Origin of the sequence: Paenibacillus sp. FSL K6-1566 (assembly GCF_038050475.1) — a bacterium.
Lineage (GTDB): Bacteria > Bacillota > Bacilli > Paenibacillales > Paenibacillaceae > Paenibacillus_AQ > Paenibacillus_AQ lactis.
This window is the reverse complement of sequence record NZ_JBBOSR010000001.1, coordinates 2372081-2395156: the sequence shown is the minus strand read 5'-3', so window position 1 is coordinate 2395156 and position 23076 is coordinate 2372081. Positions and strand designations below refer to the sequence as shown.

Annotated in this window: 23 protein-coding genes; 8 read left to right on the top strand and 15 right to left on the bottom strand. The window is 53.2% G+C overall.

Features of this window, described 5'->3' with window-relative positions; all coding sequences use genetic code 11:
• Positions 1-353 precede the first annotated feature (353 nt).
• Together NST08_RS10290 and NST08_RS10285 are read left to right on the top strand one after the other, a co-directional pair.
• On the top strand, positions 354-1079 hold the full coding sequence (locus NST08_RS10290) for a Crp/Fnr family transcriptional regulator (protein ID WP_007129684.1): 726 nt from the start codon (positions 354-356) through the stop codon (positions 1077-1079).
• A 228-nt stretch (positions 1080-1307) separates the two neighbouring features.
• Entirely contained in the window at positions 1308-1466 is a 159-nt protein-coding gene (locus NST08_RS10285) for a hypothetical protein (protein ID WP_007133071.1), read from the top strand.
• Between the two features lie 297 nt (positions 1467-1763).
• Here the strand turns inward: NST08_RS10285 and NST08_RS10280 are convergent, their stop codons facing one another.
• The 11 genes from NST08_RS10280 to NST08_RS10230 all read right to left on the bottom strand — a co-directional run bounded on the left by NST08_RS10280 (position 1764) and on the right by NST08_RS10230 (position 12463).
• Entirely contained in the window at positions 1764-2564 is an 801-nt protein-coding gene (locus tag NST08_RS10280; RefSeq protein ID WP_007133072.1) for a formate/nitrite transporter family protein, read from the bottom strand.
• A 45-nt stretch (positions 2565-2609) separates the two neighbouring features.
• A complete protein-coding gene (nirD, locus tag NST08_RS10275) occupies positions 2610-2936 on the bottom strand; it encodes a nitrite reductase small subunit NirD (RefSeq protein WP_007133073.1) in 327 nt (108 codons plus the stop codon).
• Positions 2937-3109: 173 nt separating this feature from the next.
• Positions 3110-3274, bottom strand: coding sequence for a hypothetical protein (locus tag NST08_RS10270; RefSeq protein WP_157462209.1), 165 nt, complete (start codon positions 3272-3274; stop codon positions 3110-3112).
• Positions 3275-3313: 39 nt separating this feature from the next.
• Positions 3314-5752 (bottom strand): nitrite reductase large subunit NirB, encoded by a 2439-nt coding sequence (gene nirB, locus NST08_RS10265; RefSeq protein WP_007133074.1) that lies wholly within the window; start codon positions 5750-5752, stop codon positions 3314-3316.
• Positions 5753-5929: 177 nt separating this feature from the next.
• Positions 5930-6592, bottom strand: a complete 663-nt coding sequence (locus NST08_RS10260; RefSeq protein WP_007133075.1) for a hypothetical protein — start codon at positions 6590-6592, stop codon at positions 5930-5932.
• 309 nt (positions 6593-6901) lie between these two features.
• Positions 6902-7222 (bottom strand): winged helix-turn-helix transcriptional regulator, encoded by a 321-nt coding sequence (locus NST08_RS10255; RefSeq protein ID WP_007133076.1) that lies wholly within the window; start codon positions 7220-7222, stop codon positions 6902-6904.
• Between the two features lie 153 nt (positions 7223-7375).
• Positions 7376-8038 carry a uracil-DNA glycosylase gene (locus tag NST08_RS10250; RefSeq protein WP_007133077.1) on the bottom strand — a complete coding sequence of 221 codons (663 nt, stop codon included), beginning with the start codon at positions 8036-8038 and terminating at the stop codon, positions 7376-7378.
• 197 nt (positions 8039-8235) lie between these two features.
• Positions 8236-8958 carry a ThuA domain-containing protein gene (locus NST08_RS10245; RefSeq protein WP_007133078.1) on the bottom strand — a complete coding sequence of 241 codons (723 nt, stop codon included), beginning with the start codon at positions 8956-8958 and terminating at the stop codon, positions 8236-8238.
• Between the two features lie 45 nt (positions 8959-9003).
• Positions 9004-9972, bottom strand: a complete 969-nt coding sequence (locus NST08_RS10240) for a sugar phosphate isomerase/epimerase family protein (RefSeq protein ID WP_007133079.1) — start codon at positions 9970-9972, stop codon at positions 9004-9006.
• Between the two features lie 54 nt (positions 9973-10026).
• Positions 10027-11112 carry a Gfo/Idh/MocA family protein gene (locus NST08_RS10235; RefSeq protein ID WP_007133080.1) on the bottom strand — a complete coding sequence of 362 codons (1086 nt, stop codon included), beginning with the start codon at positions 11110-11112 and terminating at the stop codon, positions 10027-10029.
• Positions 11113-11362: 250 nt separating this feature from the next.
• Positions 11363-12463 carry a Gfo/Idh/MocA family protein gene (locus NST08_RS10230; protein WP_210095756.1) on the bottom strand — a complete coding sequence of 367 codons (1101 nt, stop codon included), beginning with the start codon at positions 12461-12463 and terminating at the stop codon, positions 11363-11365.
• A gap of 152 nt (positions 12464-12615) precedes the next feature.
• Here NST08_RS10230 and NST08_RS10225 point away from each other — a divergent pair, with 152 nt between their 5' ends.
• Complete coding sequence (locus NST08_RS10225; RefSeq protein WP_007133082.1) at positions 12616-13434, top strand: helix-turn-helix transcriptional regulator; 819 nt, start codon at positions 12616-12618, stop codon at positions 13432-13434.
• Positions 13435-13551: 117 nt separating this feature from the next.
• Here the strand turns inward: NST08_RS10225 and NST08_RS10220 are convergent, their stop codons facing one another.
• The gene (locus NST08_RS10220) at positions 13552-13863 is read right to left on the bottom strand and encodes a hypothetical protein (protein WP_210095757.1); all 312 of its coding nucleotides are present in this window, start codon (positions 13861-13863) and stop codon (positions 13552-13554) included.
• A 280-nt stretch (positions 13864-14143) separates the two neighbouring features.
• On the opposite strand from NST08_RS10220, the gene NST08_RS10215 reads away from it, so the two are divergent.
• The 3 genes from NST08_RS10215 (at position 14144) to NST08_RS10205 (ending at position 16096) form a co-directional block, all read left to right on the top strand.
• A complete protein-coding gene (locus NST08_RS10215) occupies positions 14144-14770 on the top strand; it encodes a TVP38/TMEM64 family protein (protein ID WP_245256268.1) in 627 nt (208 codons plus the stop codon).
• An 86-nt stretch (positions 14771-14856) separates the two neighbouring features.
• Positions 14857-15825, top strand: coding sequence for a peptide-methionine (S)-S-oxide reductase MsrA (gene msrA / locus NST08_RS10210; protein WP_007133085.1), 969 nt, complete (start codon positions 14857-14859; stop codon positions 15823-15825).
• An 88-nt stretch (positions 15826-15913) separates the two neighbouring features.
• On the top strand, positions 15914-16096 hold the full coding sequence (locus NST08_RS10205; RefSeq protein ID WP_028407302.1) for a hypothetical protein: 183 nt from the start codon (positions 15914-15916) through the stop codon (positions 16094-16096).
• 160 nt (positions 16097-16256) lie between these two features.
• Here NST08_RS10205 and NST08_RS10200 read toward each other — a convergent pair whose 3' ends face one another.
• Positions 16257-16856 (bottom strand): hypothetical protein, encoded by a 600-nt coding sequence (locus NST08_RS10200; protein ID WP_007133087.1) that lies wholly within the window; start codon positions 16854-16856, stop codon positions 16257-16259.
• Positions 16857-17185: 329 nt separating this feature from the next.
• Positions 17186-17875 (bottom strand): YitT family protein, encoded by a 690-nt coding sequence (locus tag NST08_RS10195; RefSeq protein ID WP_007133089.1) that lies wholly within the window; start codon positions 17873-17875, stop codon positions 17186-17188.
• Between the two features lie 473 nt (positions 17876-18348).
• Between NST08_RS10195 and NST08_RS10190 the strand changes: the two genes are divergently transcribed.
• Together NST08_RS10190 and NST08_RS10185 are read left to right on the top strand one after the other, a co-directional pair.
• Positions 18349-18720 (top strand): hypothetical protein, encoded by a 372-nt coding sequence (locus NST08_RS10190; RefSeq protein ID WP_007133090.1) that lies wholly within the window; start codon positions 18349-18351, stop codon positions 18718-18720.
• Between the two features lie 40 nt (positions 18721-18760).
• Positions 18761-20908 carry a YhgE/Pip domain-containing protein gene (locus tag NST08_RS10185; protein ID WP_251536912.1) on the top strand — a complete coding sequence of 716 codons (2148 nt, stop codon included), beginning with the start codon at positions 18761-18763 and terminating at the stop codon, positions 20906-20908.
• A 1089-nt stretch (positions 20909-21997) separates the two neighbouring features.
• Here the strand turns inward: NST08_RS10185 and NST08_RS10180 are convergent.
• Positions 21998-23062 carry a glycosyhydrolase gene (locus NST08_RS10180; RefSeq protein ID WP_007133095.1) on the bottom strand — a complete coding sequence of 355 codons (1065 nt, stop codon included), beginning with the start codon at positions 23060-23062 and terminating at the stop codon, positions 21998-22000.
• Between the last annotated feature and the right edge of the window lie 14 nt (positions 23063-23076).

Genomic DNA, 23076 nt, shown 5'->3' with positions numbered 1-23076 from the left:
GTTGCTTTCGCGGTTGTTTATTGGTTTCTGTTGTCTACGGTTCGATCGTAACATAGCGTCTCATAATATTATGTGAATTATTTCACATAATATTGGTTCGGCTATATATTTTTATGATTCATGACATCCTCTTCGGAATTGGCTATCCGATATCTGTCGCGACCGGAGTGGCGCAAGGCCGAGAAAAGGTTAAGAGGATCCTCCCTATACGTGAACTAGATCACAAAGTTTGAAAATTCGCCACTATTTTCCTCCCAAATACCCTTTCAAGTGATTTTTTTCACGTTATAATGGAGGTAACAAATCATTCAAGATTGAACTGATCAAATTTAAAGATGTTAGGAGATACCGACATGAATACTGTAGACAACGTTTTAGAACTAGAAAGCTTAGGGAATATCCAGTGCTTCTCGGAACAAAATCGAAACCGTCTGCTGGTTACCATGAAGGAACGCGCCCTCCCTGAAGGCTCGCATTTGTTCTGGGAAGGCGACTTGGCCGACAAGCTTTACTATGTAAAGCAGGGACGGATCAAATTAACGAAAACGACCGATGAAGGCAAAGAGCTTATTCTATATATGTATCATCCGGGTGATCTGATCGGGCATGCCGATCCGTTCATCAGCAGCAACCACAGCTACTCGGCTGAAGTGCTGGAAAGCAGCGTGGTCGGCGTCATCGAGAACAAGGATCTGGAGCTGCTGGTTTGCCAGCATTGCGACTTCGCGATTGATTTCATGAAGTGGATGGGCGTCCACCACCGGATTACCCAGACCAAATTTCGGGATCTGATGATGTACGGCAAACCAGGGGCGCTGTGCTCGACGCTGATCCGTCTTGGCAATACGTACGGGCAGGAGCAGGCTGACGGAAGCACCTTGATCAACAAAAAAATTACCCATACGGACCTATCGAACATGATCGGAGCCACGCGCGAGAGTGTCAACCGCATGCTAAGCGATCTCCGCAAAAAAGAAGCGATCGAGTATGCAGGCGGGCTGATCGTCATTAAAGACTTGTCGATGCTGCAGGAAATCTGCCACTGCGAGCTGTGTCCGAAGGAAATCTGCCGGATCTAGGGTGACTTGGTCACCCTGCGTGGCATGCGCTGCGCCTCCACAAGTCCCTTTTCGGGACTTGTTTGCGCCTGTGGCGCGCTTTACGCTCCCCCAAGTCCCCTTTCGGGACTTGTTCACTGGCGCGGCTCCCTCTTCGATCCTCCCATCCCCACCGCCGTGCATAATCTGCCTGTCTTTGCCCACAATAATCCCTGTCTTTCCAAAACCATTTCAAAGGGAGTGTAACGCATGCGTGAAGGTTTGATTCCTGCTGTTCTCGGAACTGTAGTTTCTGCTTCAGGCGCCGCTCTGCTTTGCAGCAAGTATAAGCTTGCCGCAACCGGTATTCTTGGCTTCGGACTGGCCCATGTCGTGCTGGGTGCGATTGACCTGGTGGAACACCGGTAAGGATTTGGAGGACATTACGCGCAGCAATCCTGCCTGACATCTTCTGCCGCGAGGGACTTCAAGGCAAGAGACGGGCAGGGCTGCGCACTTTGCACTGCATACAAAAGCGGACTCCGCCCTTTGGCGTAGAGTCCGCTTTTTTACGTTACCGGATGTTTATATGAGACGCAATAGAAAAGATATCAGATTCGGCCTGCTTTAAACCCTTGGTGCACTTTGATTACTTCTACTTTTGTTATACTACAAGTGACTGTTTGAAATACTTGAGGCTACTTTTTAAAAACCCGGTATTTTCGTTTAGCCTGAAGCTTGCTGCTTCTTGCTTCCTTTCGGAGTCGAAATAAACCAATACGCGCTGCCGACAAACAGCCCGCCCCCAACAATATTGCCGAGCGTTACCGGAACCATGTTGCTGATCCAGCCGGCGACGGACACCGTCTCCGGATGTCCCGGCAGAATATTGGCAAGTGTAAGCAGCGTCATGTTTGCAACGCTGTGCTCGTAGCCCGTAGCAATAAAGGCAAACAAGCACCACCAGATCAAGATCAGTCTGGCAACCTCGTTTTTCGCTCTCATGCCCGTCCAGATGGCCAAGCAAACCAGCCAGTTGCACAGGATTCCCCGGAAAAACAGCTCCAAGAACGGGTCGTTCATTTTCTTAGCTGCCGCCGTAAAGATGAGGTGATCGGCCGGAATGCCCTTGAAAAGACCGGTGGCCGCAACCAGATAACTAAGCAGCACTGCCCCTGCTATATTACCGATGAACACGATCCCCCAGTTTTTAAGCGTATCCAGGGTGGTTGTTTTTCCGGATAACGTGCTCATGGTGAATACCATATGATTGCCGGTAAAAAGCTCCGATCCGGCGAATACGACCAGCGTCAGCGCGATGCCGAACGCAGCCCCCATAACGAGAGATTGAAACGGCGAGCCTTCCGCGGCGAGCGGAGCCCCCAGCTTAAATATCAGCACAATGCCGATGCCGACATAGGCGCCGGCAAGCATGGTTGAGACGATATAGCGCAGCAGGCTTTCATTCATCATTTCTTTCTTCTTTACCGCTGTCTGGACGACGGCTTCCACGTCGCTTGCGAACATGGGACAACACCTCTTATTCTGTCGGTTTGATGATGCGATGGAGAATTACCGCTTCGTGAGGCAAAGCTCGACCCTTCCTTCCCGTTCCCGGACAGGATAGGTTCGCACGTTCCCTGAATCGGGCGCCTGAACGTTACCTGTCGCCAGCTCGATTTTCCAATCGTACAGCGGGTCGTAAATATAATGCCCGGACAGTATTGCCTCCGCCAGCGGGCCCCCTTTCGGGTGCGGATTATGGTTGTCCAGCGCGAACCAGCGATGATCCGAGGTCCGGAAGACAGCGATCTCCTGATCTCCGAACTTAACGACTCTGCCGATCTGGGGCAGGAAATCCTCAGCCTGCCCGATAACTACGTATTGACCACTTTCCATATAGGATCAACCTCCATGTACAACGTTTGCCATGTATGCATGAGCACGAATAGCCGGACCAATATTCCGAAGACCCATGCAACTGTGAAACATCTCTATAAAAAACTTATAACATTCTGCTGCGCCGGAACATGCGACGCGTTTCTTACGTCAATCCGGTGCTTCAACTGCGATTAACCCATCCCCCAGGTCTGATCGAGCACGAGGCCATGACGCTGATCCGGCGTTTGGCCGAGTGCAGGCAGCGGTATAGACCTGCTTGCACGGCCCTGCTCACCCGGATACCGAACCAAGGGTTCAACGGGAATGTCTGGGGCGATAAGCGCTAGTGTACTCAAGTTACTCGCCCCATGCCGGACTCGCCCGAATCGCAGCGGCTATGTCGTGACGACCGGCTGCACGTCGCGGTACAATACATCCCGAAGCTTGTCATCTTCCAGCACTTTTTTCCAAGGATCCGACAGCTGCGACAACGCCAGCTCGATTCGCTCCACGAGCTCCTTGCGCTGTTCCGTGTTATGAAGGACCGCCTCGCGAATCGCCTCAAGACCAAGCCGTTCGACCCATTCCGAAGTCCGCTCCAGATAATTTCCCGTCTCTCGGTAATACTGCATGAGGGCTGCGCATATTTCGATCAGCTCTTCATCGGTCTTCACCTTGCAGAACGAATCAGCGAGCCGCGCCTTCGTTCCCCCGTTGCCGCCGACAAAGATTTCCCAGCCGCCGTCATTGCCTACAATGCCGATGTCCTTCGTGCAAGCTTCGGCACAGTTGCGGGGACATCCGTTCACCGCCATTTTGAATTTGGCCGGAAAGTCCAGCCGCTCGAACTTCCGTTCGAGGTAAGCGCCCATTCCCATCGAGTCCTGCGTGCCGAATCGGCAAAATTGCGAGCCGACGCAGGTCTTGACGGTCCGGAGCGATTTGGCATAGGCATAACCGGAAGGCATATCCAGCTCCTCCCACACCTTCGGCAAGTCCTCTTTCTTGACGCCGACCAAGTCCAGACGCTGTCCTCCCGTCACCTTGACGACCTTGACATTATACTTTAAGGATACGTCCGCAATTTTCTTCAGCGCCTCCGGAGTTGTCACGCCGCCGTACATACGAGGGACAACCGTATACGTGCCGTCCTTCTGGATGTTGGCGTTCATCCGCTCATTCACAAACCTCGACTCGCGCTCCTCCCGGTGCGTCAGCGGGTTCAGCATGGTCAGGTAGTAGTTTAGCGCCGGACGGCATTTCGAGCACCCTTCCGGATTGCTCCAATCCAGAACATGCATGACCTCTTTCGTGGTGGTCAAGCCTTTGGCCCGGATCTCCGCAACGATGGTATCCCGGTCGAGCGTCGTGCACGGGCAGATTCCCTGCTTGGCTGCCGTCGTAAAGCCGTCTCCCAATACGCTCTGGAGAATCTGCTCTACCACAGGCTTACAACCGCCGCAAGACCGCGTCGCCCCGGTGCATGCCTTGATCTCATCCACGGTGGTCATTCCCTGAACCGTGATGGCGTCCACGATCGCTTTCTTTGTCACGCCGTTGCAGCCGCACACGATTTCGTCGTCAGGCATTTGCGCGATGCGCGTCGCCGCGTCCGCCCCTTTTCCGGCACAGCCGCCGCCCATAATCGAGTGATAGATGTCGTCGGTCATCTGCGCCTTTTTTCGTATCAAAGACTGCAGATTGGCTGATTCGCTCACATCCCCGAACAAAATGGCACCAACGATCATTCCGTCCCTGAGCAGGATTTTCTTATAGGTTTTCTTCCAATCATCCTTGGCGAGAACAACGTCATGCTCCGGCTGCTCGATAAATTCCCCGGCCGAGAATACGTCTACTCCGCTAACCTTTAATTTGGTCGACACAATCGACCCTTCATAAGGAGGGGTGTCCACGCCGCATAACCGCTTGGCCAGCACTTGTCCTTGCTCGAATAACGGCGCAACAAGCCCGTAGCATACGCCGCGGTGCTCGCAGCATTCGCCGACGGCGTACACATCCTGCATCGAAGTTCGCAGATGGTCGTCCACGACGATGCCCCGCCGGACCTCGATCCCGCTCGCCTGCGCTACCTCCGTATTGGCACGGATGCCGACAGCCATGACGACCAAATCCGCGTCCAGCTCATCGCCGTCCTTGAAACGAAGACCGGTTACCCGCGTATCCCCCAATACCTCAACCGTCTGTTTTCCTAATAAAAAGCGGATGCCCTGCTGCTCAAGCTCATGCTGCAGCATCTGCGCCGCCACGGAATCGAGCTGGCTCTCCATAAGATCGTTCATCAGATGCACAACGGTCACGTCCATGCCGAGACTCACGAGGCCTTTGGCAGCCTCCAATCCCAGTAATCCCCCTCCGATGACCGCAGCTTTCCGGTACGTTTTCGCTGCCTGAAGCATCCGGGTGCAGTCGGCGATATTTCGAAAGCCGATAACGCCTTCTTTGTCGCTGCCGGGTACCGGCAATATGAAGGGCTTGGATCCCGTTGCGATTATGACATGATCATAGGGAACAGCCATCCCGTTGTCCGTCATGACAACCTTGGCGGCTTCATCAATCCGCTGCGCGCTTGTTCCCGTATGCAGCGTAATTCCGTTATCTTCATACCATTTCCAATCATTCAAGACGATGTCATCCAGCGTTTTGCTGCCTTCAAGCACATAAGAGAGCATAATCCGGTTGTAATTCGGGTGCGGCTCCTGGCCGATCACGGTAATATCGAATGCCCCGCTAAGCTTTAAAATTTGCTCGACCGTGCTGATTCCTGCGATCCCGTTGCCGATGACCACTAGCTTTTGTTTTTTTGCTGCTGGCATGGTTATTCCTCCCACACTGTATTGTTGCGTTATCCCCATCCAATCCTTTCAAATTGATTATATCGTCTTATGCCCGAATTATTTGTGATATATTTCACACTCTTAGTTAAAATTTTTAATACTCAGCAAAAATAACCCCGCCTCAACAGGAAGGCAAGGTTTCATCCTTTCGAATGCCTATATCATGCGGGCTTCCATGAACTCCCGTCTTCCGTTCGTTTTCAAATAGGGCATAATCCCCGCATATCCGGCAGCGTTCAGGTTCACTCCGGTCACCCAATTGCCTGCAAGCTCTTCCCCCTGGGCCCCGGCGATGACCACCGGTGCGGGAATCAGCTCCTGATACAGCGGAATCCCCGCCCGGATCGCCTTAAATGCTTTCCCGCTCTGCAAGAAGGGAATTGCACTGCTGTACGTAGGCACGAAATACTTGCCGATCACTTCAAGCTCCTCTCCGTCATAAAAGGGCTCCCCGCCTATAAACGGATGCAGCATGAGGATATTTTCATAATGCGACCAGATGAGCATCTGCAGCAATCGCCTCGCCCCGCTGCCTTCCAGTCTGTCTCCGATCTGCACGCCGTACTTCTCATAATCGATAAATTTCCAGCCGCGCGGACCCTTCACCCATTTCTGAAACATGCCTCCACCCTCTCCGCTCCGTCCGGGTTGATCTGGGCTTGTTCCTTTTAAAACCGTCAACCGCTCCTCAACGGCATGCTGGCCCAGCATATGGCGAGTCTTCTCCACAATATGCCTAACCTTGAGCGAAGCGTTTGCAAGCTCGGCGATGTCTTCTTGTCCATATTGAAAATAGGAAATATAACCGCGTTCCATCATTAAGATCGCCTCCTTCGACTGGCGTCAAGCGGATCTACTGACATCATATAAACGAACGGCGGGGTTGGTGCATGTCCGGTTAGGTTTTCCCGTTTTTTTCTTTCCAATCCCCCATCTAGCCGCATAAGAATAACGTCTACCGACGCACGCTCAAAGGAGACAGACCGCGTTTCGCGGTCGTTTCTCTTGTGATATCAGCCAGCAAATCCTCCGGAACGTTTATAGATCTGATATTAAATAAAAAAAGAACCCTGATATGAGTTGTTCTCATGTCAGGGTTCCGCTAGTGATGGGAACGCCGCCGATGGATCATTTCTCGACCCATTGTTCAGCCCAGGAAGCAATCTGCTCCATGACCGGGCGAAGCGCTTTGCCTTTCTCCGTAAGCTCGTATTCAATACGAACCGGCGTTTCGGGGTACACATGACGAATCAAAATTCCTTCGCATTCCAGATCCTTCATCCGCTCCGACAGCATCTTGTCACTCATGGACGGAATCAGATTGGAGATGTCTTTAAAACGCTTCGGACCGCTCATCAACGTCTGGATAATCAATCCGTTCCACCGTTTACCCAGAAAAGAAAACGCGGATTCAAAGCGGGGACACAGCGAAATGTTTGTAACTTCCATATCCTTTCACCTCTTTACGAAGTCACCTTGTGTTCAAAAAGTTATTCGTTTATCGTGAGATCGAAAAACTTACGATTAGTTAGTATGTTTCATTTTAACACATTTTCGGGAAGCTGAAAACCACCTGGCCCCTTTTTCCCATAAATTCAGCACTTATTCCGTTAATATCCGTGCCAAAATATCCAGATCGGATTCGATGGTCCGGGACAATTTTCGGTTATACAGGACGGCAGCCGGATGGAACAATGGAAAAATGTTATAGGTTTCCAGCGAAAATCGATAGCCGGCAGCGGGATTGTCACGTTCTGCCGCCTGCTGAACGGGCCCTTCGATCATTTTCCCGTGCAGCGAAGTGACGGTTTCATGGCTCCCGATCAACCGGTGCAGCGCAATATTCCCCATCGGGATCAGGAATTGCGGGCGAACCAAACGGATTTCCTCGTCCAGAATCGGCGCATGGGCCAAGATTTCGGCTTTCGTGGGCGTTCGGTTCGAACGGCTGACCACCCTTTCGCCGGAAGCCCGGGTGATGATGCGTTCCTTGAACGGTCGGCTCCTTACCGTGCTTGTAATATAGACCTCGCTGCGGGAGAGACCCAGCCGCTCCAAATAGGCGTCCATCTCCCGGCCGGCTTGGCCGGTAAAAGGCATGCCTTCCTGAATCTCGGTAGCCCCGGGCGCTTCCCCGACGAACATGACTTTGGCCGGCACGGCCCCACTCCCCAGCAAAAATCCTTCGACAGGCTCATGCGCAAGCCTGGATCTGCATAAGGCGATCGTCTCCGGACTTACAGGCGCGCTTCGGGTATCCTTCATCCGTCATCCCCTCCCTTGCACTCTCATCCGCGATGCGTGAAATTTCGATATTCTACCTAGTATTTAAAATACCCCATGCTTCAGTATATTGTATCCTTTACCCATAAAAAAATGAATGGCATCACTTCGGCTATAAAGTAGAAAACGAGCCGTTCAAGGCAGATGCCTTGCTCGGCTCGTTTTGCGATGATCGGGATTTATGCCAGCACCGGCAGCGGACGAACCGGCTGACTGTTGCCGAATGTCTGCTTGCCTGCTGTGGAGTAAGCCCAACGGATCGCGTTCGTAATGACTTTCAGCACTTCAGGGTTGTAGTAGGTCGGATACGTCTCATGCCCTGGACGGAAGTAGAAAATGTTCCCGTGGCCGCGCTTGAACGTGCACCCGCTGCGGAATACCTCGCCGCCTTCGAAGTTGCTGACAAAGACCAGCTCATCCGGTGCCGGAATATCGAAGAATTCCCCGTACATCTCCTCATGCTCAATGATGATCGGACCTGTAAGGCCCGCAGCGATCGGATGCGTCGGATTCACGCTCCAAATGATTTCCTGCTCTCCCGCCTCGCGCCACTTCAAATCGCAGCTTGTTCCCATCAGGGCTTTGAACGGCTTCGAAAAATGTCCCGAATGCAGGACGATCAGACCCATACCGTCCAATACCCGCTTGACGACCTTGCTGACGATTTCGTCGCTGACCTGGTCATGAGCCATATGCCCCCACCATAACAGCACATCGGTTGAGTCCAGTACATCATCCGTCAATCCGTGCTGCGGCTGATCCAGCGTTGCCGTGCGGATGATAAAATCCGGATTTTGCAGACCCTCCGCCAAAGCCGTATGGATCCCGCTTGGGTATACGGTGCGGACCTCATCGTGGATTTTCTCGTGTACGAACTCATTCCAAATGGTTACATTAAGCATGCTGCTGTTCCCCCTAATTGCGTATTCGCTTGCTGCTGTACGATGTTAGACCCACCACATTTCTCCAAGCGGCTCTTCGATCAGCACTTGCTGAAGGTTTTGCACGGCTTTGGAGAAGCCTTCCTCAACGGACATCAGTCCGTCTTCATGCTCAATGCTCACCACGTAGTCATATCCGACAAGGCGAAGGGCGCTCATCATATCGGCCCATTCCTTCACATCATGCCCGAAGCCGACGCTGCGGAACTGCCAAGCGCGGTCCAGCATATTCGCGTAGGACTGCATGTCGGTCAATCCGTGTTTGTTCACGTTGATCGGATCAATGCTGGTATCCTTCGCATGGAAGTGATGGATGGCTCCGGCGCGTCCCAGAATGTGGATCGCTTGAACAGGATCGATGCCCTGCCACCACATATGGCTCGGATCAAGATTCGCCCCGATCACTTCACCTGCCGCCTCGCGAAGGCGGAGCAGCGTTCCCGGCGTATGCACGGAGAATCCGCCATGAAGCTCGAGTCCGATTTTTACGTTGCGGTCAGAAGCGTATTTGCCCCACTCGGTCCAGTATGGAATGACTTTGTTCTCCCACTGCCAAGTCAGAATTTCTTGATAATCATTAGGCCACGGGGCTACCGGCCAGTTCGGATATTTGGCATCCTCGTGGTCCCCCGGACATCCCGAGAAGGTGTTAACGACCGGTACTTCCAGCTTCTCTGCAAGCTCAACGGTTTTAACGAATACGTCATGGAACTCCTTTGCTACCGCTTTCTGTGGGTGAAGCGGGTTGCCGTGGCAGCTGAGCGCGCTTATGATCAAGCCGCGGGATTCTACGGCATTCTTGAAGTTTTTCAGCGCAGTTTCGTTCTCGAGAAGCTCGGCCGGATTGCAGTGAGCATTGCCCGGGTATCCGCCCGTGCCGATCTCAACCGCCTTCAGGCCTTTGGAAGCCACGTAATCCAGTGCATCCTCAAATTTACGTCCGCTCAGCAATACCATAAATACGCCTAGTTTCATTGTATACCTCCTGTTTTTTCAAAAAGTATTAAGTATGTGGTGATCATTTAGAACTTAGTTGTCGAAGTAAACCGCTTTGCCGGTCTTCGCCGACTCATAGATAGCTTCCAAGATTTGCGTGACCACGAAGGCTTGCTCCGGCTTAACGACAGGATCCTTGTCTTCGATGATCGCTTCAAGCCACATTCTCGCTTCACGATCGGCATCGCTTTCGCTGGTGCCGGAATAGAATGCCACTCCGCCGGCGTTCAGGTCGATTTTCGTTTCGTACAGTCTGCTCATTTTCTCGCCGTTAATGCGAAGGCCGTCCTGCATATCAGCGCCGCCTTCCGTGCCGGCAAGAATCGTCTTGGCTTCCCCGAATTCCACCACGTTGAGCGCCCAGCTGGATTCCAATTGGATGGTTGCGCCATTCTCCATGGTGATGAAGCCGAATGCGGAGTCCTCGACCGTGAATTGCTTCGGATCCCAAGGACCGAAGGCGTTGGCTGCATTCTCGCGCTGTCCCAGCTTGTGGAAGGTCGAACCGAGCACGCTCTTCGGCTTGTAGTTGTCCATCAGCCACAGCGTCAAGTCAAGCGCATGGGTGCCGATATCGATCAGCGGCCCTCCGCCTTGCTTCTCTTCATCAAGGAATACGCCCCAGGTCGGAACAGCGCGGCGGCGAAGGGCAAGCGCTTTGCCGTAATAGATATCGCCAAGCTCGCCATTCTCGCAGATTCCCTTAAGATACATGCTGTCGTTGCGGAAGCGGTTGTTATAACCGATCGTCAGCTTCTTGCCCGTACGCTCCGCGGCCTCCAGCATCAGCTTCGCCTCGGCAACGGTCTTCGCCATCGGCTTCTCGCACATCACGTGCTTGCCGGCTTCCAGGGACGCTACCGTGATCTCGGAGTGGGAATCATTCGGCGTGCACACATGAATAACGTCGATGCTTTCGTCTTTCAGAAGCTCCCGGTAGTCGGAATAGACTTTGGCTCCTTCAGCGCCGTACTCGGCAGCCGCTTTCTCGGCACGCTCGACCAGAATGTCGCAGAAGGCAACCATCTCGGCCTGCGCCTGCTTTTTCAAGCTTGGCATATGCTTGCCGTTGGCAATCCCGCCGCAGCCGATAATACCGATTCGTAATGTTTTCGACATGTCCGTTTCCTCCCCTGTGAATTCATCTTAGAAAATAATGATAGCGATGGTGTAACGCTTACATTCGGTGATTGCGCGGGTGAAGCTCTTTCGCGCATGCGCCTTCATAAGCTTATATGCTTGCTTCATGACCAAGTGTACAGGATGATGGGCCGGGATTCCAGTTCACGATGGACTCATTGGACACAAAGGGACCATCGGCCCTCCTGGATGAAGCAAACCATATCATGGTCCTAAGCCTTTCAGGCCGTTATTCGGCGGATTCGGCCTGCTGCGGAGCCGGAAGGCTGCCGTAACGGTACGTGCTCTTCAGAACGATATGTCTTCCTTCGAGCGAGGACTGCTGGAACGACTGCATAATCTCCAGCACATGATAGGCCATACGGCCGCTGGAGCGATGGTCCTTCTGCTCATGAATCGATTGGATCATGTCGTTGATGCCAAGCCCGCGCTCGTTCGTGCCGCATTCAAAGACCGGTTCCAGCACTTCCCATGCGTCAGAGCCGTGTCTCTTCAGCTTCACTTCACCGTTGAAGAAGTTCGGATCGCCAAGGCTGAGCGTGCCCTGGGTTCCATAAATTTCGATCCAAGGCAGATTAGAACCGCCGAAGATATCGAAGCTTGTGATCATCGTGCCGATGGCACCGTTCTCAAAATCAAGCGTTCCCGCCAAATGCGTCGGCGTCTGCACGTGGATAGGCTTGCCTTGAAGCGGGCCCGAGCCAACCGTCCGATCCGGGATTTGGATGCCGGTCGAAGCGCTGACACGGCGTGCAGGACCAAGCAGCTCGACCAATGCCGATACGTAATAAGGTCCCATATCCATCATCGGGCCTCCGCCCGCAGCATAGAAAAATTCCGGGTTCGGGTGCCAGGCTTCCGGCCCGGATCCCATCATGAATGCCGTAGCGGCGATCGGCCGTCCGATCTTTCCGGACTCAATAGCCGCCTTGGCTGTTTGAACCCCGGAGCCAAGGAACGTGTCCGGCGCGCAGCCAACGCGAAGCCCCCGCTCATCGGCAAGGTTCAGCACCCGCCGGCCTTCCTCCAGCGTTATGGCCAGCGGTTTCTCGCTGTACACATGCTTGCCCGCTTCCAAAGCGGCGATATCCACATTCGCGTGGCTGGCCGGTATCGTCAGATTGATAATAAATTCAATGTCGGGCTGTGCGAGCATCTCCTCGACGGTATAAACATTCGGGATGTTGAATTCTTCCGCTTTCGCTTTAGCGTTCTCCATAATCAAATCGGCACATGCCACGATCTCGATCCACGGGCTGTTCTTCAAGTTCGTGAAGTAAATGCCGCTGATGTTGCCGCAGCCGATAATGCCTGCTTTCATTTTGTTCATCGATGTCACTCCTTGAGTGTAAGATGTGCCCCGGACTAGTACCATGGTATTCTTTAATGCTTTCGTTTAAAATGAATAATATGATCGAAACATGAACAATCTGGTCATTATTTTCTTCATTTCTTTGTGTGATTCAGAAGGGGACGTAAGCAATGGATTCCAATTTAACGAACCAAGTCGTAGCAGCCGATTTTTCATTTCATCGCAAGCCCTTTAACATGACGATGCCGGACGGATTTGACACCTACCTGATGCGGTGGCAGACCGACGGCCGCTGCCGGGCCCGCATTGATGACGAGCTTGCGCTCGTCGAAGCCGGCGATTTGCTGATTTTTCCTCCGGGCCAATTCTACGAGCTCCGTATTGACGATGAAGTCAATGCCATGGGAGAGCTGACGATTGAGAGCGGAGATTATCATATTTTTTTCAAGGGGCCTTGGGCGGATGCCTGGTGGAAATCGAAGAAGCGTCCTTCCAAAATCCGCGTCCCGATCGAAGAGCGGTACTTGAGCCTGTTCCGCCAGATCGTTCTGGAGCAGCGCCGGGTCTCGAACCCTTATCCGGAAATATCGGACTACACGGCTAGAATTCTCTGCCTGGAGGTCGACCGTCTGCTCTCCGAGCAGCCGACCACCACGCCGAAGACCTATCTGGCCTACCGCATGAAAAATTATATCGAAGAGAACGCATCCTCCATGTTCAAGCTGGAGGACGTCGCCGCGCATGTGGGCATCAGCGTTTCCCGAGCCGTGCACCTGTTCAAGGAAACCTTCGGAACCACCATCATGCAGTATACGATGGATGTCCGCCTGAACATGGCCAAGGAGAGAATCGTATTCAGCCCGCTGTCGCTGGAGGACGTCGCTGAAACGTCGGGCTTTGCCAACTACACCTATTTTCACCGGGTGTTCCGCTCCCGATTCGGCCAATCGCCGAAGCAGTTCCGGATGAACAGCCGGACGCCGACTTAAAGCAGCGATCGATTGCGAGCGACACAAAAAGGACCGGCCAAGGATTTGCTCCTTGCCGGTCCTTCCATTTTAGTTACATAGACGAGAAACGCGCTATCGTCCCTCAAGGGCTGCGATTTACGGCCGAGCGTCCCGCGCGGCCGCCGCTTCGGCAACGACCACTGCCAAATCGTCATTGCCGTACATCGACAGCACGCCAAGAACCGTCTGGTCCGGGATATCCCCAGCCTCCTCCTTCGGCACCGTCAGCTCCAGGACGCGGCCCAGCCGTTCGTTCTCCGGCTGTCCGGGATACGCCTTCCGGTACAGCTCCGCCGGATCCAGGCCGTGATTGACGCACCACTGCGCAAACACAAGGATCATCATATCCTCGTCCTGCCGGTAGGATTCCACGATCCGGTCTTCCATGGATTTTCCTTCAGCATCCATTCTCTCTCTCCCCCTCACCCGAGAAGCAGCCATGCCCATGGCCGCCTTCTACATCATGAGGACATTATAACGCTTCAAGGCCATGTAAACAAAGCGGGGGTTTAAATCGATTTCGTAATTACCTTATGCTTCCCAGCCGCCACTTTAAGGGATCAGCCGTCCGCGACAGGAAGGTCCCCGAGATGATTTCTTCTTTTACTGGCATTAGCTTTTCGGTCCGTCCATTTGTTTGTTATCATATTCCTATTCCTGTTGTCTGTTAAAGCGAGGTTATACATTTATGAAAACATGGAGCCGATGGATGATTCCCGCGATTTATGCCGGAATCCTCGCAGCCGGTCTTGCGTTCCGCCACGAGCTGCTGGATTGGCTTCAGCAGAACCGTTCCCTCCCGCTCATGACGCTGCTGGCCGCTCTTCTGGCCCTGATTCCCATCGTCCCCTATAAAGCCGTCATTGCCTTGCTCGGATACGCTTATGGTCCTGTATGGGCATCGATCGTTACATGGCTCGGTACGACGGCGGCGGCCTGCATCGTTTATTTTGGCGTTCGGACGCTGTACCGGGAATCCGGCAGGCGCCTGCTCGGCAAGTATAAGATGCTGCACGCCTTTACGGAAGCCGTGGAGCGGCATCCCTTTCGGGCGGTATTCCTGGCACGGCTGCTTCCGATCATCCCACAGATGGGTGTGAACCTATACGCCGGGGTTGCTTCGGTTCCGTTCTGGACCTTTACGGCCGCTTCGGCGCTCGGCAAGATCCCTGCAATAGTTCTGTATGCCTGGCTCGGAAGCGGCCTCGCGGACCGGCCTCTTCTGTTCGCCTTGCTAGCAGCAGCCATTATGCTGGCAGCAGCTTCCGGTCTGGTCCTTTACCGATACATGAAACGGCGCCGTGCGAACGTTTGACGAAATTTTGGTTTCACCGGGTAAAAAAGATTATAATAGAACATAAGGTTTCATCATCTTGTAATGAACGCATGGAGGGATAAAATATGGATAATCGTACAGCCCCAAGTCAACTGGCCACGTTTGCCGGAGGGTGCTTTTGGTGCATGGTCTCTCCGTTTGACGAACTGCCAGGCATCCTGAAGGTGGTGTCCGGCTATACCGGCGGCCACACCGAGAACCCGACCTACGAGGAGGTCTGCTCCGATACGACCGGCCATTACGAGGCCGTCCAAATTACGTATGATCCGGAGGTCTTCCCATATGAGAAGCTGCTGGAGCTGTTCTGGCAGCAGATTGACCCGACCGATGAAGGCGGGCAGTTCTATGATCGCGGAACGTCCTACCGTACCGCTATTTTCTATCATACCGAGGAGCAGCGCGAGCTCGCCGAGCAATCCAAGGCAGCGCTTGCGGCAAGCGGTAGATTCGATAAGCCGATCGTAACGCCGATTATTCCGGCCAGCACGTTTTACGAGGCGGAAGAGTACCATCAGGATTATTACAAAAAAAATCCGGGCCATTACAAGCGGTATCGTAAAGGCTCCGGCAGGGAGGATTTCATCGAGCGCCATTGGTCCGAGCCGATCGATAAAGAGGAGCTTAAGCAGCGCTTGACCCCGATCCAATATGAGGTCACCCAGAATAACGCGACCGAGCCGCCGTTCCGCAACGAGTTCTGGGACCATGACGGCGAAGGCATCTATGTGGATATCGTCTCCGGCGAGCCGCTTTTCAGCTCGACCGACAAATATGATGCCGGCTGCGGCTGGCCGAGCTTCACGCGGCCGATCCGCGAGCACAACATCAAGGAGAAGCTCGACCTTAGCCACATGATGGTGCGCACCGAGGTAAGAAGCAAGAAAGCCGATTCCCATCTGGGGCATGTGTTTGACGACGGTCCAGGGCCGAACGGCCTTCGCTACTGCATCAATTCGGCCGCGCTTCGATTCGTTCCGAAGGAGGATCTGGAGAAGGAAGGCTACGGCGAATACCTGCAGCTGTTTGAGAAGTAAGCGGGTCTTCGGTCTTTGCATCCGATTAATATCGGGCCCGACCGGGTAATATGACAGTAATCGAACATATAAATGGAGGGATTTCACGATGCCTTGGAGCAAGCATGACTATCCGCCGTCCATGAAAAACCTCGAGCCCCGGGTCCGGAACAAAGCCGTGGAAATCGCGAACGCCCTGCTGGAGGAAGATTACGATGAAGGCCGCGCGATTGCCATCGCCACGGCCAAAGCCCAGGAGTGGGACGAGAACCATCCGGATGAGAAGGAGTAGCCTGATGGTTTACGCTACCTATATCATTTATAGAAAAACAAGTCCTGAGAACGGGACTTGTTTTTTTTCATATTGGTTGTGTCTATCGAATCCCGCTAATATTCTAGGAAAAGCTAAACACTCACTACCCAAGCCACTGGTTTCATTCATGAAATGGAAATTAATCTGCTCGTATCGTGATTGTTTGGCCTGTTGGTTTATTCGAGAAGGGTCTGCTGAACTCACTGAAAATGAATTCCATCCCTTGGATTTGATCAGGAAGCGGCGGGGATATGATGTAGTTAAACGAGGAATGACCAGAGGTACTGCGTCCGGTATCCATGCTGCAGTCGTATTCATCCCCCACATATAATTCGAAATGCTTCAGTTCATATGATTGTTCCGATTCGTTTGTTACGTCCCAATCCATATTGAAGGTGACTACGCTTGCATTGTCATATTGCCGTACAGAGGTCACGGTATAGAAGAATTCCCCTTGTTCCACGGATTTCAGCACGGGAATATGCTTTCTGAATCCGGTCGGCTTTACGACGGGTTTAAAATATTGTTCGTTTAACAATGCACCAAACACCAATTTTAAATAATCCGGATAGAAATCATAATCAGCTGCCCATTTCTCTATGTATTCAAATGGCGGATAACCTGGATTTTGGTTTGAGAGCTTCTTACGTTCTTTTAGCAGCTTGCAAATTTGTTCATCAATGTGATAAACCCCCTCATCGTAATGCTCGGTAGGACGCTCAAATGGCATTCGTTTCATATTTGTCCTCCTATTCCATAATGTTTTGCCCCATATCGGATGTTCAGGATGAAGCTCAGGTTTGCCGCAGCTTTAGACCGGTCTTCTTTTTTATCGTAAGCAGACCAAGATCCGATCGGCATGGTTGTGTTTCTTATTCGGTGCAGTATTCGCATTTTCCTTGCCTCTAAGACGCCAATATAACGCCAGTACAAGTTAAACGGCCTTCCCCCCGATCACATTCAGGAAAAAGGCCGTTTTGCTTGTATGATGGATTCGCTTATTGAACAAGTGCATTTCACACTGGGGCTCAAGCATAGACCGCCCCTTCCTCTCGTACACCCAGATCATCACCGGCCGCTTACCGTATGCTGCGCAGGTTTCGGCGCAACGGCGGCTCGCTGGGAGCGCGCTGGCTTCGGGCCTTGCTTCTTGCCGGTTCTCTCCGTACCGAAGGTTACCGTCAACGTGATGATATGCCCCGCAATGGATACGGCTAATATGGTATACAAGGTTTCAACCAGCGGCATATAGAACAGGGAAAGGAGAAGCACGATCGCATCCATTAGGAAAAAGACCGTTCCTACCTTCAGTCCGCTCCATTCGCTGAACAGAACAGAGATCACGTCATCTCCACCCGTAGCTCCGCCGAATCGGAGGACGATGCCGGCACCAAAGCCGGTCAACACCCCGGACAGCAGCGCAGCTGCCAATAGATTATTCCCAAGATCGATGACGAGCGTCGAGTATCGCTCCATCAACGCGTAGAAGAGCGTGAACATGCTCGCTGCCGCAACCGTATGAATGATGAATTTTCTTCCCTTTACAAACCAAGCGATCAGCAATACCGGAATATCCATCAGGATCATGCTGAGCGCAGGCGGAATATCCAGCACATACTTGCCGAGCAGCGCCAGGCCAACAAATCCGCCTTCCGTCAAATGATTATAAAAATTAATGTGGTAATACGCAAATGCCATTAAAAACGTTCCGAACATCATCGCCGACATGGCGATAATCGACTCTTGATTTTTCCTCATACAGGATCCCTCTTGTCGTAGTAGATTGGTCAGACACAGGCCAATCTCTACGCAGAGGCAACCGTGAGGAGTTCATCCTTCGAACCATAGTTCCCATTCCTTTCGTAGAGACCGTCCTGGTCTTCAGACGTCCGACTTCGCTCTACGAAGGAAGCTATGTGTATGAGAGATCATAACGTTTCCAAATCGTCCTTTGGGGATTCGTCCTTCGGGGACTCATGGTATCCTGATCCTTTCTCTTTTAGTTGACTGCTAACAGTATTATAACACAAAAGAGCAGCAAGCTAAACAGACAGCATTCAATTAATGGAAATCACATAAACTTTTGTAAAAATCAAGCGGTTTTGATGCCTTCGATGCCGCCCCTCCCTTCTGGCAAAAATTATGGATTGCAGGAAGCATACGATTGGCATACCATGGGTATAATAGAACATATGTTCCCTGTTGAATCTATTGTTGAGGATGTGTCGCTCATGAAACGGTCGGCTCCCCCCCTTCCCACCCGGGAGGACGAAGCCCTCATTCAAGACTACATGCTGCATGCGGTCCTTGAATCCGTGCTTAAACGCGATATTCGTCTGCTGCCAACCCTCGAGCTCAAGCTGGCTGACCTGTATGCTCTCCTCCTCCGGCATGCCGGCAAAGACAACGCGGACCGGCTCTGGGCGGCCCGACAGCAGATGCGGCGCCGCGGCATACGCATCCTGGGCCGCAGCCGTACCGCCGCCGGATTCGAAATCAAGTATTTGTGCAGAGGATACGAGTGCATGCTGGCATTCGATTCGGCTGCCTTTATTCAGGATCTCGCTTCACGGATCGGGGCGGTATCCCAAAATCGTTTATAAGCCATACTAAGCTCCAAATACGGACAAGGCAGGAGCTTTTATGAAGAATATCTTCCATATCTATGCAGCCGATCTCAGGAGAATAACCCGAAACTGGGCCGCATCCGTCATCATTCTCGGGCTTGCGGTCCTTCCCTCGCTGTACGCATGGTTTAACATCCTTGCCTCATGGGATCCCTACGCCCAGACATCGGGCATTTCGATTGCCGTAGCCAATCTGGATAAAGGCACCACATTGCGCGATCAGCCGATTAATCTCGGTAAAGAAATCGTTGCATCCCTGAAAACCAACGAAAAGCTGGGATGGAGGTTCACGGAGGACAGCGAAAAGGCGGTTCAAGGCGTGCGCCGCGGCGATGACTACGCAGCCATCGTCATACCCGAGAATTTTTCAGCACGCATTGGAACCGTCCTTGGGGATGAACCGATCAAAGCCGAAATTCTGTATTATACGAATGAAAAGATCAATGCCATTTCCCCAAAAGTGACCGCACAGGGCGCATCGGGCGTCGTGGAGGAGATTAGTAAAAACTTCATCAAAACGGCCAACGGAACCATCTTTGAAATTTTCAACCGGCTGGGCATCGAAATCAAGAACGAGCTGCCGACCATTAACAGGGTCCGGGACCTGCTGTTCCGTTTGGAGGACAGTTTCCCTGAGCTGAATCAAGCGGTCAAGACGGCTGAAGAGGATATCAAGCTCGCCAGCCGCCTTGTTAAGGAGGCCGATGCCGCGCTGCCACGCCTCAAGGATATCGCGCAGACAGGAGAGCAGATGGCTGGGGCGCTGGCTGAATTTGCAGATCGCGCAGCCGAGGCCTCCGCTTCGCTTGATCCCGCGATCCGGCAGGATCTGGAGGTGCTCGAGCAAGTATCGGGTACCATATCGCAAGCCGCGGATGCGCTCGGGCAGACCGATATCGATCCCGAAGAGCTCAAACGCCGGATCCGAGCCGCCACAGAGCGGGCCAAGGTCGGATCAGAGGCAGCCAAGCGACTCGGCGCATTGTTCCAGCGGCTCGGCAGCATCTCCCCTGCAGCCGCCTCGGGGGCGGAACGGCTGAATGAAATCGCCGCTCGGCTTGCCTCCGCCGAGTCCGTTCTTACCGTAATCGGAGAGGCGCTTGAGAAAGGAGACACGCCGCCGCAAGAGTCGATCGACAAGCTGAAGAAGCTGGCAGATGACATTCACACAGTGACCGGCACTCTGCTCACGCGGTATGACAGCGAGATCGGCCCGGCGATTCGAGGTGCCTTCAACAAAGGCGAAGACACGGCGAAGCGGGTAAAGAGCGAGCTCAATAAGGCGCTGGCAAGCGTTCCGGATATCCAGAAGCTTCTAAAGGATGCCGGGGCCGGCCTGAAGCTCGGCGGTCAAGAAGTACAGCTCGCGAAAAGCCGGCTCCCGGAGGCGGAGCAGCGCATCACGAATTTGGCCAATAAAATACGCGAGCTGGAGGCAGGCGGGGATATTCAGGAGATTATCGATTTGTTGCAAAACAACTTCGAGCTCGAAAGCCAATTTTTTGCCGAGCCTGTTGTCTTGAAGGAAAATCGGCTGTATCCGATTCCCAATTACGGCTCGGCCATGTCCCCCTTCTTCACCACCTTATCGCTGTGGGTCGGGGCGCTGCTGCTCGTTTCGCTGCTCACGGTCGACGTTCATGATGAGGAAAGGAGTCCTCGCAGTGTGGAGGTGTATTTCGGACGATACCTGACGTTTCTCACCATCGCGCTTTTGCAGGCGCTGTTCGTCACGGTTGGCGATCTGTATCTGCTGAAAACCTACGTTGCCGATCCGAACTGGTTCATCGTATTCGCTCTTCTGGTCAGCACTGTATTCATGCTGATCGTCTATACGCTTGTTTCAGTGTTCGGAAATGTCGGCAAGGCGCTGGCGATCGTGCTGCTCGTTCTGCAGCTGGCCGGCGCGGGGGGCACGTTCCCCATCCAGATGACGCCGCCCTTCTTCCAGGCGCTGCACCCATATCTGCCATTCACCTATGCCATCAGCATGATGCGTGAAGCCGTTGGCGGCATCCTATGGGATGTCGTCATTCAGGATTTGCTGATGCTGCTAATATTCGCCGCCATTGCCCTTGTAATCGGCATCGTCCTTAAGAAGCCGATCAACCGGGCGAGCAGCGGACTGGTCCGCAAGGCTAGGGAATCCAAGCTGATTCATTGATCCTTGATGGCAAAAATGCGCAGTACCAGCTGTGACTCTCCAGATGGAAAAAGCGCGCCTATCGCCTGTGATTGCTCAGATGGAAAAATACGCGCGGCTATCGCCTGTGACTCTCACGTTGGTAAGTATGCGCGTATCTGCGCTTTAACGTGTATTAAGAAGAAAACAGCCCCATAAGTAGGTCAGCTTACGTTTTCTCCCTAATTCAAAACAAAAAATGGCGGCGCACGGGATGTGATCTGTGCGCTGCCACTTTTATTTTTGATCGATTGCCACGTTCTTTTGCAAATTTAAACGGTAGCTACTGAGTTCGCATTTTTGCCAAACCTCTTTGCCCCTTTAACAGAGGAGCTCCGGTTCCTCCACAAGTCCCCTAAAGAGACTTGCTCGAGCTTTTGCCTGCTACGTTAGCTCCTCAAGTCCTCAAAAGGGACTTGATCGGGCTTTTACCTGCTACTTTGGCTCCTCAAGTCCCCCAAAGGGACTTGTTCTGACGTTTACCTGCCACTTTAGCTCCACAAGTCCTCAAAAGGGACTTGCTCAGGCTCTTACTTGCAACTTCGGCTCCACAAGTCCCCCAAAGGGACTTGTTCAGGCTTTTACCTGCCACTTTAGCTCCACAAGTCCTCAAAAGGGACTTGATCGGGCTTTTACCTGCCACTTTAGCTCCACAAGTCCTCAAAAGGGACTTGATCGGGCTTTTACCTGCCACTTTAGCTCCACAAGTCCTCAAAAGGGACTTGATCGGGCTTTTACCTGCTACTTTGGCTCCACAAGTCCTCAAAAGGGACTTGCTCAGGCTCTTACCTGCAACTTCGGCTCCACAAGTCCCCCAAAGGGACTTGCTCAGGCTCTTACCTGCAACTTCGGCTCCACAAGTCCCCCAAAGGGACTTGTTCAGGCTTTTACCTGCAACTTTAGCTCCACAAGTCCCTATTAGGGACTTGCTCCGGTGCTTACCTGCCATCTTGGCTCCCACAAGTCCCTAAAAAGGACTTGTTCTGACGTTTACCTGCCACTTTAGCTCCACAAGTCCTCAAAAAGGACTTGCTCGGGCTTTTACCTGCTACTTTGGCTCCTTCAAGCTGATCAACTGCCCGCCTCCTCCCTCAACCGCTTCAGCGTATCGGGCTCGAGCTCGCCCAGACGCCATATAGCGATGTCCGAAATGCCGGCGCTCATCGCCGTTGCCATCCAGCCTGCAAGCGTGGTCCCGTCCGCATACCACACGGTATGACGGACACCTGCATCGTCCGTATACTCGAAGTGCAAAGCGCCGCTATCGGCATCCCTTTGCGGAGCGGCGGAGCTTGAGGCCGCCAGCTCGGCTGCCCGTTTCTCGGTCAGCGAGACGACCTTGCCGCCATCCGGCCAATCGAATCCTCCCACCGACAGCGCCAAGGAGGTGTTTCCGGGAAACCGGCGCAGCTTGTCGGCTAAATTCCGGATCATCCGGTGGTCGGCCTTCGGTCCCGGCCCGCTGTGGCCGCCGTACAGATTATAGGCCATCATGACATAAGATGGCCCCTCCGGAAAATCCAATCCTTCCGTCTTCATGCCGGGCTCGATCACGATGCGAAGGCTCAATCCTTCTGCCTGAAGGCGCTCGTACAGCTCGCCATAGAACAAAGTCAGCTTGCCAAGATCACGCTTATGAACCTTCTCGTAGTCGATCTCTACCCCGCCGAATCCGGATTCCTTCGCCGTCTCGACGATCTGATTGATATGCGCCTCCCGTGCCGTGTCCGTAGCTACGAGCCTTGACACCAGGTCCGGGTCCTTCTGAATCGCCGTTCCATCCTCGCCAAACCGATCATTGACGATGGTCAGCAGCATGCGCTCCACGCCGGCTGCTGCCGCAGCCTCTCGGACTTCAGGCAGCGCCTCCCCGTACTGTTCCGTAAAATGAAGCTCATCCCGGTGATTAAAATAAGCCGCGAACATGCTAAGCTCCTTGACGCTCCCGCCAAGCTGCTCCAGATCTAGCACCCCGGGCTTCCACTGCCAATCCGCAATCCACGCGGACAGGCGAATCCCGGACGACGGCTGTGGCGGCGGTTCATCCGCTCCGCTTCTCCATTCGCGCCACAGAAAAAACGCAGCAGCGAGAACAGTGACGGCCGCCGCCCAGATCCATTTTTTGTTGAGGCTCATAATTACCGCCACCT

What these genes read in the sequence shown, in the direction of transcription:
- NST08_RS10260 (WP_007133075.1), bottom strand. Translation starts at nt 6,592, where the DNA reads ATGATGGAACGCGGTTATATTTCCTATTTTCAATATGGACAAGAAGAC.
- NST08_RS10180 (WP_007133095.1), bottom strand. Translation starts at nt 23,062, where the DNA reads ATGAGCCTCAACAAAAAATGGATCTGGGCGGCGGCCGTCACTGTTCTC.
- NST08_RS10200 (WP_007133087.1), bottom strand. Translation starts at nt 16,856, where the DNA reads ATGAAACGAATGCCATTTGAGCGTCCTACCGAGCATTACGATGAGGGG.
- NST08_RS10285 (WP_007133071.1), top strand. Translation starts at nt 1,308, where the DNA reads ATGCGTGAAGGTTTGATTCCTGCTGTTCTCGGAACTGTAGTTTCTGCT.
- NST08_RS10215 (WP_245256268.1), top strand. Translation starts at nt 14,144, where the DNA reads ATGAAAACATGGAGCCGATGGATGATTCCCGCGATTTATGCCGGAATC.
- nirD (WP_007133073.1), bottom strand. Translation starts at nt 2,936, where the DNA reads ATGGAAAGTGGTCAATACGTAGTTATCGGGCAGGCTGAGGATTTCCTG.
- NST08_RS10290 (WP_007129684.1), top strand. Translation starts at nt 354, where the DNA reads ATGAATACTGTAGACAACGTTTTAGAACTAGAAAGCTTAGGGAATATC.
- NST08_RS10230 (WP_210095756.1), bottom strand. Translation starts at nt 12,463, where the DNA reads ATGAACAAAATGAAAGCAGGCATTATCGGCTGCGGCAACATCAGCGGC.
- NST08_RS10190 (WP_007133090.1), top strand. Translation starts at nt 18,349, where the DNA reads ATGAAACGGTCGGCTCCCCCCCTTCCCACCCGGGAGGACGAAGCCCTC.
- NST08_RS10240 (WP_007133079.1), bottom strand. Translation starts at nt 9,972, where the DNA reads ATGAAACTAGGCGTATTTATGGTATTGCTGAGCGGACGTAAATTTGAG.
- NST08_RS10245 (WP_007133078.1), bottom strand. Translation starts at nt 8,958, where the DNA reads ATGCTTAATGTAACCATTTGGAATGAGTTCGTACACGAGAAAATCCAC.
- NST08_RS10250 (WP_007133077.1), bottom strand. Translation starts at nt 8,038, where the DNA reads ATGAAGGATACCCGAAGCGCGCCTGTAAGTCCGGAGACGATCGCCTTA.
- NST08_RS10220 (WP_210095757.1), bottom strand. Translation starts at nt 13,863, where the DNA reads ATGGATGCTGAAGGAAAATCCATGGAAGACCGGATCGTGGAATCCTAC.
- NST08_RS10185 (WP_251536912.1), top strand. Translation starts at nt 18,761, where the DNA reads ATGAAGAATATCTTCCATATCTATGCAGCCGATCTCAGGAGAATAACC.
- nirB (WP_007133074.1), bottom strand. Translation starts at nt 5,752, where the DNA reads ATGCCAGCAGCAAAAAAACAAAAGCTAGTGGTCATCGGCAACGGGATC.
- NST08_RS10280 (WP_007133072.1), bottom strand. Translation starts at nt 2,564, where the DNA reads ATGTTCGCAAGCGACGTGGAAGCCGTCGTCCAGACAGCGGTAAAGAAG.
- NST08_RS10205 (WP_028407302.1), top strand. Translation starts at nt 15,914, where the DNA reads ATGCCTTGGAGCAAGCATGACTATCCGCCGTCCATGAAAAACCTCGAG.
- NST08_RS10225 (WP_007133082.1), top strand. Translation starts at nt 12,616, where the DNA reads ATGGATTCCAATTTAACGAACCAAGTCGTAGCAGCCGATTTTTCATTT.
- NST08_RS10255 (WP_007133076.1), bottom strand. Translation starts at nt 7,222, where the DNA reads ATGGAAGTTACAAACATTTCGCTGTGTCCCCGCTTTGAATCCGCGTTT.
- msrA (WP_007133085.1), top strand. Translation starts at nt 14,857, where the DNA reads ATGGATAATCGTACAGCCCCAAGTCAACTGGCCACGTTTGCCGGAGGG.
- NST08_RS10195 (WP_007133089.1), bottom strand. Translation starts at nt 17,875, where the DNA reads ATGAGGAAAAATCAAGAGTCGATTATCGCCATGTCGGCGATGATGTTC.
- NST08_RS10235 (WP_007133080.1), bottom strand. Translation starts at nt 11,112, where the DNA reads ATGTCGAAAACATTACGAATCGGTATTATCGGCTGCGGCGGGATTGCC.